Consider the following 393-nt stretch of genomic DNA (forward strand, 5'->3'; position numbering starts at 1 on the left):
GTACACTCAAGGAGTTATCACTGAGGAGACTATAGAAGATTTCTTTGATTGGTTACAGTACAAAAAACCAGTAACTAATGGTGGAACTAAGAGGAGAGGGGTAAGCAAAGATACATTCAATAAATATAAGAGCCATATTAAAAAGTTCTTTGAGTTCTTAAAACTTAGGCACTACCAGGGCTATGTGTCCCAAGTAACTTATACTGCAAAAACAAAAAGGACTAATGGAGCTAAAGTTGTAGATGAAGATGACATTAAAAATCTGATTAAACAACTCATGGACTCAAACAAATTTACCCAAAAAGAAAAAGATGAGCTGATAGGGTTGGTTCTTCTGGAGGCAACTACAGGTCTTAGAACAAGTGAGGCACTTAGGCTAAAAGTTGGTGACAT

General features: G+C 36.1%; 1 protein-coding gene. It reads left to right on the forward strand.

The annotated features are described in order from the left end of the window. Positions 1 to 393: hypothetical protein (locus E3E25_RS11450; protein ID WP_167893424.1), on the forward strand; the 393-nt coding region annotated here is incomplete at both ends.

Origin of the sequence: Thermococcus sp. MAR1 (assembly GCF_012027305.1) — an archaeon.
Taxonomy (GTDB): Archaea; Methanobacteriota_B; Thermococci; order Thermococcales; family Thermococcaceae; genus Thermococcus.